The organism is Streptomyces sp. NPDC047880 (genome assembly GCF_040706515.1).
In the GTDB taxonomy this organism is placed as follows: domain Bacteria; phylum Actinomycetota; class Actinomycetes; order Streptomycetales; family Streptomycetaceae; genus Streptomyces.
This window is the reverse complement of the sequence record NZ_JBEZOK010000012.1, coordinates 197,204-205,513: the sequence shown is the minus strand read 5'-3', so window position 1 is coordinate 205,513 and position 8,310 is coordinate 197,204. Positions and strand designations below refer to the sequence as shown.

8 protein-coding genes and 3 pseudogenes are annotated in these 8,310 nt (G+C 72.5%); 9 read left to right on the top strand and 2 right to left on the bottom strand.

Translation table 11 applies throughout. From position 1 onward, the window contains the following. Positions 1-207: 207 nt before the first annotated feature. A pseudogene (locus tag AB0937_RS20225) lies at positions 208-417 on the bottom strand (TetR/AcrR family transcriptional regulator C-terminal ligand-binding domain-containing protein); the annotation flags it as partial. A 4-nt stretch (positions 418-421) separates the two neighbouring features. On the opposite strand from AB0937_RS20225, the pseudogene AB0937_RS20220 reads away from it, so the two are divergent. Further along, positions 422-688 (top strand): annotated as a pseudogene (locus AB0937_RS20220) (aldo/keto reductase); the annotation flags it as partial. Between the two features lie 53 nt (positions 689-741). Here the strand turns inward: AB0937_RS20220 and AB0937_RS20215 are convergent. Continuing rightward, positions 742-1,056: a hypothetical protein gene (locus tag AB0937_RS20215; protein WP_366713418.1), complete on the bottom strand. Its 315-nt coding sequence runs from the start codon at positions 1,054-1,056 to the stop codon at positions 742-744. Positions 1,057-1,284: 228 nt separating this feature from the next. On the opposite strand from AB0937_RS20215, the gene AB0937_RS20210 reads away from it, so the two are divergent. The 8 genes and pseudogenes from AB0937_RS20210 (at position 1,285) to AB0937_RS20175 (ending at position 8,269) form a co-directional block, all read left to right on the top strand. Then, positions 1,285-1,644, top strand: a complete 360-nt coding sequence (locus AB0937_RS20210; protein WP_366713417.1) for an arsenate reductase family protein — start codon at positions 1,285-1,287, stop codon at positions 1,642-1,644. A 118-nt stretch (positions 1,645-1,762) separates the two neighbouring features. Continuing rightward, complete coding sequence (locus AB0937_RS20205) at positions 1,763-2,452, top strand: hypothetical protein (RefSeq protein ID WP_366713416.1); 690 nt, start codon at positions 1,763-1,765, stop codon at positions 2,450-2,452. A 350-nt stretch (positions 2,453-2,802) separates the two neighbouring features. After that, positions 2,803-3,834, top strand: a complete 1,032-nt coding sequence (glnII, locus tag AB0937_RS20200; RefSeq protein ID WP_366713415.1) for a glutamine synthetase — start codon at positions 2,803-2,805, stop codon at positions 3,832-3,834. Positions 3,835-4,019: 185 nt separating this feature from the next. After that, positions 4,020-4,142 carry a hypothetical protein gene (locus AB0937_RS20195; RefSeq protein ID WP_366713413.1) on the top strand — a complete coding sequence of 41 codons (123 nt, stop codon included), beginning with the start codon at positions 4,020-4,022 and terminating at the stop codon, positions 4,140-4,142. 117 nt (positions 4,143-4,259) lie between these two features. Further along, positions 4,260-4,850, top strand: coding sequence for a winged helix-turn-helix domain-containing protein (locus AB0937_RS20190; protein ID WP_366713411.1), 591 nt, complete (start codon positions 4,260-4,262; stop codon positions 4,848-4,850). A 368-nt stretch (positions 4,851-5,218) separates the two neighbouring features. Continuing rightward, positions 5,219-6,229 (top strand): SDR family oxidoreductase, encoded by a 1,011-nt coding sequence (locus AB0937_RS20185; RefSeq protein ID WP_366713409.1) that lies wholly within the window; start codon positions 5,219-5,221, stop codon positions 6,227-6,229. A gap of 135 nt (positions 6,230-6,364) precedes the next feature. After that, a pseudogene (locus AB0937_RS20180) lies at positions 6,365-7,625 on the top strand (sensor histidine kinase). Then, entirely contained in the window at positions 7,616-8,269 is a 654-nt protein-coding gene (locus tag AB0937_RS20175; RefSeq protein WP_366713407.1) for a response regulator transcription factor, read from the top strand. The pseudogene AB0937_RS20180 and the gene AB0937_RS20175 overlap by 10 nt, the downstream one beginning before the upstream one ends. Positions 8,270-8,310: the final 41 nt, after the last annotated feature.

Here is an 8,310-nt window from a genome sequence, read left to right as displayed (position 1 = left end):
CCCGCTCGCGCCGCCACCGACGGAGAGGGAGCTGGCGAAGGGCTGACCATCTCGAGACGCACGGGCAGGTCGAGGTGGTCCTGTCCGTCAGGGCCTTCTGCCCCCGTCCGGTGCGTACACCCCGCTCGCGCCGCCACCGACGGAGAGGGAGCTGGCGAAGGGCTGACCATCTCGAGGCGCGCGGGCAGGTCGAGGTGGTCCTGTCCGTCAGGGCCTTCTGCCCCCGTCCGGTGCGTGCACCCCCGCTCGCGTCGCCGCCGCTGCCTCGGCGGCGCGTACGGCCGTGGCCTCGTCGAGCTGTCCGTCGCTGATGTGCAGGTGGTAGTAGAGCGGAGCGGAGACCGCGCGGACGACCTCGTGCGCGTCGGTGCCCTCGGGCGCCCCTCCTCGGTCGACGGCCTGCCGGACACAGGGAGCCCCGGAGACGGGCAGGGCGGTCCCGCAGATCGCCCTCAACTGGCTGCTGCGGCGGCCGACGGTGTCCTCGGTCCTCATCGGCGCCAGGGACGAGCGGCAACTGCGCCAGAACCTCGGCGTCATCGGCTGGAGCCTTACCCCCGAGCAGGTGGCCAAGCTCGACGCGGCGAGCCACCGTCCGGCGCCCTGCCCTTGTTTCCCCTGCGAGCGTCAGGAGGGCCTCGCCCGCCTGAACCCGCCGGTGTTCGCGGCGCCCACCGGGGCGGCATGAACGAGCGCCGGGCACCCCGCTGTTCGGGGTGCCCGGCGCTCGGAGTGGGCGGTTCAGCGTGCGTAGCGCATGAACGCCCGCACCATGTGGCACGTCGTGTCCGACGGCGGATGGACGCCGATCAGTTCCGCCGTGTCGCGGATCGTCTCGTTGTGAGCCTGGTTCGGCATGTGGACGCCCGAGTCGAGCAGGGCGATGGCGAGGCGCATCGCCTTGAGGCGGCGGTTGTGCGTCACGTACCACTGGCGCGGCCGGCCCGGCGGCAGCGGCCGCTTCTCCACGGGCGCGTACGGCAGGTCGAGCAGGACGGGACGCTTCGCGGTGGACTGGGTGGGCAGCGGCTTCGACTTCAGGGCGGCAGCGGGCACAGGCATCCTCCTGTCGCGGTCGGGCGGCTCACCGAAGACGTCGGCATCCCCGGCGCCACCCTCGAACACTGCTTACAGTCTACCGCCCGGCACTGACAACAGGGAGTCCGCAGAGCTCGGCAAAAGCCCTGGTGAGCATGGGAATTGGCGTCATGTCACGACTGGTCCGCGAGGTGACGGAGGGGCGCCAGAAAATCGAACACGCTAGTCGGCGCGTACCTTGTGCGCATGGAGATCTGGATCAACCCCGCGTGTTCGAAGTGCCGCAGCGCGCTGACGCTGCTCGACGCCGAGGGCGCCGACTACACCGTCCGCCGCTACCTGGAGGACGTGCCGAGCGAGGACGAGATCCGCGGCGTGCTGAAGCTCCTCGGTCTCGAACCCTGGGACATCACCCGCGCCCAGGAGGCCGAGGCCAGGGAACTGGGACTCAAGGAGTGGCCGCGCGACGCCGCCTCGCGCGCCCGCTGGATCACGGCGCTCGCCGAGCACCCGAAGCTGATCCAGCGCCCGATCATCACCGCGGACGACGGCACGGCGGTCGTCGGCCGCTCCGAAGAGGCCGTACGGGACGCCCTGTCACGCTGACCAGCGAGCTCCACCATGTGGCACAGGTCACTTTGGTGACTCCTGTAACCGCTGAGTAACCTCGTTCGGTATCTCGTACATAGCGGCGTCCGCTCCCCTACCTCTTCAGGAGGCGCGCATGTCGCGTAGGAGAACTCTCGGTACGAAGAAGAAGATCGCGCTGCTGCTGAGCGCGGCGACGGTGGCGGGAGGCGGGGCCTTCGTCATGGCGAGCACGTCGAACGCGTCGCCGCCGGCCCCCAAGTCGGCGTCGGAATCGACGGTCTGCCTGGGCCTCGCCACCGCCCTCGGCAACAACCAGAAGTTCATCGCGGACCAGCGGGCCAACCCGGACGCGCAGTCCGAGGCGCGGATCGCCAACCGCGAGGCGGTCGTCGCGGAGATCAAGCGGAAGCAGGAGGCGTCGGGGTGCACCGTCGGGGAGTCGGCTCAGGACTCCCAGACCGCGCAGCCGTCGCAGCCCGCCGATGCGGCACAGCCTCCCGCGGCTTCGGCCCAGCCGTCGAAGCCGGCCGAGTCCGCCCCCGCGGGAAACACCGGCGGCGGTGCCGCTGCCTCCGGCCAGCAGGTGTGCAACGGCTCCACGGTCACGCTCTCCGGTGAGGGCGGTGCGCCCGCCGCGTCCAGCAACCAGTTCCCGGCCGGCACGAAGCTGAAGGTCACCAACCTGGACAACAACAAGTCCACGACGGTGGAGGTCACTTCGGTCTCCGGCAGCTGTGCGCTGCTCAACAACGCGGCCTTCGAACAGGTCCGTGAGCCCGGCAAGTTCCTGATCCGCCGGGCCCTGATCGAGAAGGTGGGGTGACGCCTCACGCCCGAGTGAATCGATGAGGCGGCGGCCACCCCCTCGGCCGCCCCTCGTACGTGTCACCGGTCCTGCCGCCCCGGCCAGGGGCAGCAGGACCGGCACGTCCGGGCCGTGCGGCGCCGGTCACCGGCTTGACGGAGGGGAGCCGGTGACCGGCGCCGCACCCGCGAAACGCCCTCACGGCGTGAGGTGCGGCACAGCACGGCCAGGTAACACGGGGTTCACATACGAGCAATGGACGGGAAATCGCCTGTTGCCAGGCTGCCGGGCAGCAGACGCGGCGCACCGGTGCCGCTGCGCCGCAAGCACCCGCGATACGCGCCCAGACACACCCGAGGATGTGGCCCGTGACCTTCAAGGCTGAGTACATCTGGATCGACGGCACCGAGCCGACGGCCAAACTGCGTTCCAAGACCAAGATCATCACGGGCTCCCCCGCCGGTCTCGACGCGCTGCCGATCTGGGGCTTCGACGGGTCCTCCACCAACCAGGCCGAGGGCCACTCCTCGGACTGCGTCCTCAAGCCGGTCTTCACCTGCCCGGACCCCATCCGCGGCGGCGACGACATCCTCGTGCTGTGCGAGGTCCTGAACATCGACCTCACCCCGCACGCCAGCAACACCCGTGCGGCGCTGGCCGAGGTCGCCGAGAAGTTCGCGGCACAGGAGCCGATCTTCGGCATCGAGCAGGAGTACACGTTCTTCAAGGACGGTTACCCGCTCGGCTTCCCCAAGGGCGGCTTCCCGGCCCCGCAGGGCGGCTACTACTGCGGTGTCGGCGCGGACGAGATCTTCGGCCGTGACGTCGTCGAGGCGCACCTGGACAACTGCCTGAAGGCCGGTCTCGCGATCTCCGGCATCAACGCCGAAGTCATGCCCGGACAGTGGGAGTTCCAGGTCGGCCCGGTCTCCCCGCTGGAGGTCTCCGACCACCTGTGGGTGGCCCGCTGGCTGCTCTACCGCACCGCCGAGGACTTCGACATCGCCGCGACCCTCGACCCCAAGCCGGTCAAGGGCGACTGGAACGGCGCCGGTGCGCACACCAACTTCTCCACCAAGGCGATGCGCGAGAGCTACGACGCGATCATCACCGCGGCCGAGTCGCTCGGTGAGGGCTCCAAGCCGCTCGACCACGTCAAGAACTACGGCGCCGGCATCGACGACCGCCTCACCGGCCTGCACGAGACCGCCCCGTGGGACAAGTACTCCTACGGCGTCTCCGACCGCGGCGCCTCGGTCCGCATCCCCTGGCAGGTCGAGAAGGACGGCAAGGGCTACATCGAGGACCGCCGCCCGAACGCCAACGTCGACCCGTACGTGGTGACCCGGCTGCTCGTCGACACCTGCTGCTCGGCGCTGGAGAAGGCCGGCCAGGTCTGACCTGCCCCGCAAGCTCCCCGAGGCGCTCCCCGTTCGCGGTGGGCGCCTCGGTGCGTCTGCCGCGACGCCATGGCTGGTCGCGCGGGTCCCCGTGCCCTTGACGGGGCGCGCTTGACCGGGCAGTGAATTGTCCAAGCAGTGAGAGGAGGGTCCCGGTGCGCGATCGGCTCTGCTTCAATGGGGTCATGGCCAGCCACCAGAAGTACACCGCGACGGGTCGCCATGACCTCGAGCCCTTCTGGCCGTCCCGCCAGGACCACGACTTCGACCGGGTGTGTTGCCGCGCGACGAACGCGCCGGCCCTCTAACGCCGTACACCCCGGCCTTCGGCCAGCGCGAACCGCGTACGTCCTCGGCGAGCCCGACCACGAATCGCGGCCGTCGACCTCCCCGACGAACTCCTCGCGCGAAAGAGCTGACCTCTCATGGCGACCACTCGTTCCCTGTCCACCGCCGCCCCTCTCAACGCCCCCGCGCCGCACGGCCCCCGGCATCGGCTGCGTGCCGTCGACCGGGACGAAGTGGTGACGGTCGCGGACCTGCTGCCGCCGGGTGCCACCTGGCTGCCGGCCCCGCAGCACACCCTGCCGACGCTGCCGGGGCAGCCGCCGATGGTCGGCTACCTGGTGCTCGTCCCGGCCGACCAGCAGCCGCCGTTCCCGGTGGCGGTGCCCGACCTGCCGCAGGACGCGGACCCGCGGCCCGGTGCCGAGCCGGGCGGCGAGCCGCTGATCCGGGTCGACACCGTGCAGCGCACCGCCCGGGTGGCCGGGCGGCCGCTCGACCTCACCTACCTGGAGTTCGAGCTGCTGGCCCACCTGGTGGCGCACCCGAGCCGGGTCCACACCCGCGACCAGCTGGTCGGCACGGTGTGGGGCTACGGGCACGTGGGCGACGGCCGCACGGTCGACGTCCACATCGCCCGCCTGCGCCGCAAGCTGGGCGTGGAGCACCGCGACGCGATCCGCACCGTGCGCCGCGTGGGCTACAAGTACGTGCCGCCGACGGCGGACTGAGGCGCGCCCCGCCCTGCACCGCCCCGTAGGTCTCGCCCGTACCTCCTGCCCGGCCGGGCCGCCGGTCCGGTCCGCGCCGTCGGCGGTCCGCGCCGCCGGTCCGGTCCGCGCCGCCGGTCCGGTCCGCGCCGCCGGTCCGGTCCGCGCCGCCGGTCCGGTCCGCGCCGCCGGTCCGGTCCGCGCCGCCGGCTCCGCCCAGGCCCTCTGCCCTGTCCGGCTCATCCCGCCCGTCCGGCTCATCCCGCCCGTCCCGCCCGTCCGGCTCGTCGGGCCCGACGGGCTCGTCGGACTCGTCGGGCTCGTCGGGCCCGTCTGCTGAGAGCAGATCTCCGTTCCGTCCTCTCGCCCCACCAGGCAGAGTCACCGGCATGAGGCTTTTGATGCTGGGCGGTACGGAGTTCGTGGGGCGGGCCGTCGTGGAGGCGGCGTTGGGGCGGGGCTGGGAGGTGACGGTCTTCCACCGCGGGCGGCACGACGCGCCGCCCGGCGTGCGGTCTTTGCGGGGCGACCGCACCGCGTCCGGCGGCCTGGCCGCCCTCGCCGACGACCCGGGAGAGTGGGACGTGGTCGTCGACACCTGGTCGGCGGCGCCGCGCGCGGTGCGGGACACGGCGCGGCTGCTGCGGGGCCGCGCCGGCCGGTACGTGTACGTGTCGAGCTGCTCGGTGTACGCGTGGGCCCCGCCCGCCGGGTACGACGAGGACGCGCCCCTGGTGGAGGGGGCGTCGGCCGACGCCGAGCAGACCGCGTACCCGCAGGACAAGCGGGGCGGTGAACTGGCCGTACTGGACGCCTTCGGCGCGGACCGGTCGGTGCTCGTACGGGCCGGGCTGATCCTCGGCCCGTACGAGAACATCGGCCGGCTGCCCTGGTGGCTGGGCCGCACGGCGCGCGGCGGTCCGGTGCTGGCGCCGGGCCCGCGTGAACTGCCCCTGCAGTACGTGGACGTCCGTGACCTGGCCGAGTGGACCGTGCTCGCGGCCGAGCGGGAGCTGAGCGGCCCGTACAACCTGGTCAGTCCGCAGGGGCACACCACCATGGGCGCGTTGCTCGACGCCTGCGTGCGGGTCACCGGCGGCGCCGCCGAACTCCGCTGGACCGAGCCGGGGGTGATCCTGGAGGCGGGCATCGAGCCGTGGACCGAGCTGCCGGTGTGGGTGCCGCCGGACAGCGACCTGTACGGGGCCCTGCACAGCGCGGACGCCTCCCGGGCGGTCGGGGCCGGACTGGTCTGCAGGCCGGTCGAGGAGACGGTGACGGACACCTGGCGGTGGCTGAAGGACGTCGGGGGCGTGGCGCCCCAGCGGCCGGACCGGCCGCGCTCGGGCCTCGATCCTGAGGTGGAGGCGAAGGTCCTCGCGTCCGGCGCCGGTTCGTGAAACGCCCCTCGTAACCAGCCCTCGTAACCACCCCTCGTAACCACCCCTCGTTCCGGCCGAGGTGTAGGTAGCACCACCTCCGGGCAGGGTGCCCGGCCCCGTGACCGGGCAGGCCCGCTCGGCGAGACTGACGCCATGACCATGGACACGAAGAACGGCACCGGCCGGACGACAGGACGGGGCATCGGGCTCGCCGCGGTGCGGGGGCTCGTGCTGGCCCTCGTCTCCCTGCCGGGGGCGGTGCTGTGCTTCTGCCTGTCCCTGGTCTCGATCGCGCTGATCCCGATCGGGGTCGGGCTCGTCACCACGCCGTACGCACTGACGGGGGTGCGGGCGTTCGCGAACGCCCGCCGGGTGCTCGCGGCGGAGTGGGGCGGGGTGCGGATCCCCCCGGCGTACCGGCCGCTGCCGAAGGACGCCAACCCCTGGGCGCGCACCTTCGGGATGCTGCGCGACCCGGCGACCTGGCGGGACCTGCTCTGGCTGCCGGCCGACATGACCGCGGGGTTCGTCACCGCGCTGCTGCCGGCCGTGCTGCTGCTCTACCCGCTGGAGGGGTTCGCCCTCGCGCTCGGGCTGTGGCGGGTCTTCCCCGACGGGTACTGGTACGGGTTCGTGCCGGTGACCGGGCAGGCGTCCGCGCTGGGTGCGGGGGCCCTGGGGCTGGTGCTGCTGTTCCTCGCACACTTCCTGACCCCGCGCCTGCTGCACGTCCACTTCCGGCTCACCCGCGCCGTGCTCGGCTCGAACCAGGGGGAACTGGCCGAGCGGGTGCGGGTCCTGACCGAGACCCGGCGCGACGCCGTCGACGCCTCCGCCGCCGAACTGCGGCGCATCGAGCGGGACCTGCACGACGGGGGCCCAGGCCCGGCTGGTCGCCGTCGGCATGGACCTGGGCACCATCGAGGCGCTCCTCGACAAGGACCCGGCGCAGGCGAAGGAGCTGATCGCGCAGACCCGCAAGTCCTCGGTGGAGGCACTGACCGAGCTGCGCGAGCTGGTGCGCGGCATCCACCCGCCGGTCCTCGCCGAGCGAGGCCTGGGCGACGCGGTGCGGGCGCTGGCACTGCGGCTGCCGGTGGCCACCGAAGTGAGCGTGGAGCTGTCCGGGCGGGCCGAGGCGCCCGTGGAGTCGGGCGCGTACTTCGCCGTGAGCGAGGTGCTCACCAACGCCGTGAAACACGCGGGCGCCGACCGGATCTGGGTCGACCTGCACCAGGCGGACGGCATGCTGCGGGCGACCGTCACGGACAACGGCAAGGGCGGCGCGGTGATCGGTGCGGGGTCGGGGCTGGCCGGGGTGGAACGGCGACTGGGTACATTCGACGGCGTCCTGGCCGTCAGCAGCCCCGCGGGCGGCCCCACCATGGTCACCATGGAGATCCCTTGCGCGTAGTCCTGGCCGAAGACCTCTTCCTGCTGCGTGACGGACTCGTCCGGCTGCTGCGGGCGCACGGCTTCGAGATCGCGGCGGCCGTCGAGACGGGACCCGAACTGGCCGCCGCGCTGGACGAGCTGCACCCGGACGTCGCCGTCGTCGACGTGCGCCTGCCGCCCACGCAGACCGACGAAGGCCTGCAGTGCGCGCTCGACGCCCGCCGGAAGCGGCCCGGACTGCCGGTGCTGGTGCTCTCCCAGCACGTGGAGCAGCTGTACGCGCGTGAGCTCCTCGCCGACGGCACCGGCGGGGTCGGGTACCTGCTGAAGGACCGGGTGTTCGATGCCGAGCAGTTCGTGGACGCGGTACGGCGGGTCGCCGCCGGGGGCACGGCGATGGACCCTCAGGTCATCCAGCAGCTGCTGGCCCGCCGTTCGGGCGACGACCGGCCGCTGGCACGGCTGACGCCCCGGGAGACGGAGGTGCTGGAGCTGATGGCGCAGGGCCGGTCCAACACGGCGATCGCCGGGAAACTGCTCGTGACGGAACGGGCGATCGCCAAGCACACCGCCAACATCTTCGCCAAACTGGGGCTGGAGGTCTCGGACGACGACAACCGTCGCGTGCTGGCGGTTCTCGCCTATCTCGACCACGGCCGGTGAAACCGGATGATGGCTTTCACCCCTCGTGGGGGATCAGCAAC

Excerpts from the sequence above, each read along its gene's own strand:
- AB0937_RS20190 (WP_366713411.1), top strand. The coding sequence starts at position 4,260 with ATGGCGACCACTCGTTCCCTGTCCACCGCCGCCCCTCTCAACGCCCCC.
- AB0937_RS20205 (WP_366713416.1), top strand. The coding sequence starts at position 1,763 with ATGTCGCGTAGGAGAACTCTCGGTACGAAGAAGAAGATCGCGCTGCTG.
- AB0937_RS20210 (WP_366713417.1), top strand. The coding sequence starts at position 1,285 with ATGGAGATCTGGATCAACCCCGCGTGTTCGAAGTGCCGCAGCGCGCTG.
- AB0937_RS20195 (WP_366713413.1), top strand. The coding sequence starts at position 4,020 with ATGGCCAGCCACCAGAAGTACACCGCGACGGGTCGCCATGACCTCGAG.
- AB0937_RS20185 (WP_366713409.1), top strand. The coding sequence starts at position 5,219 with ATGAGGCTTTTGATGCTGGGCGGTACGGAGTTCGTGGGGCGGGCCGTC.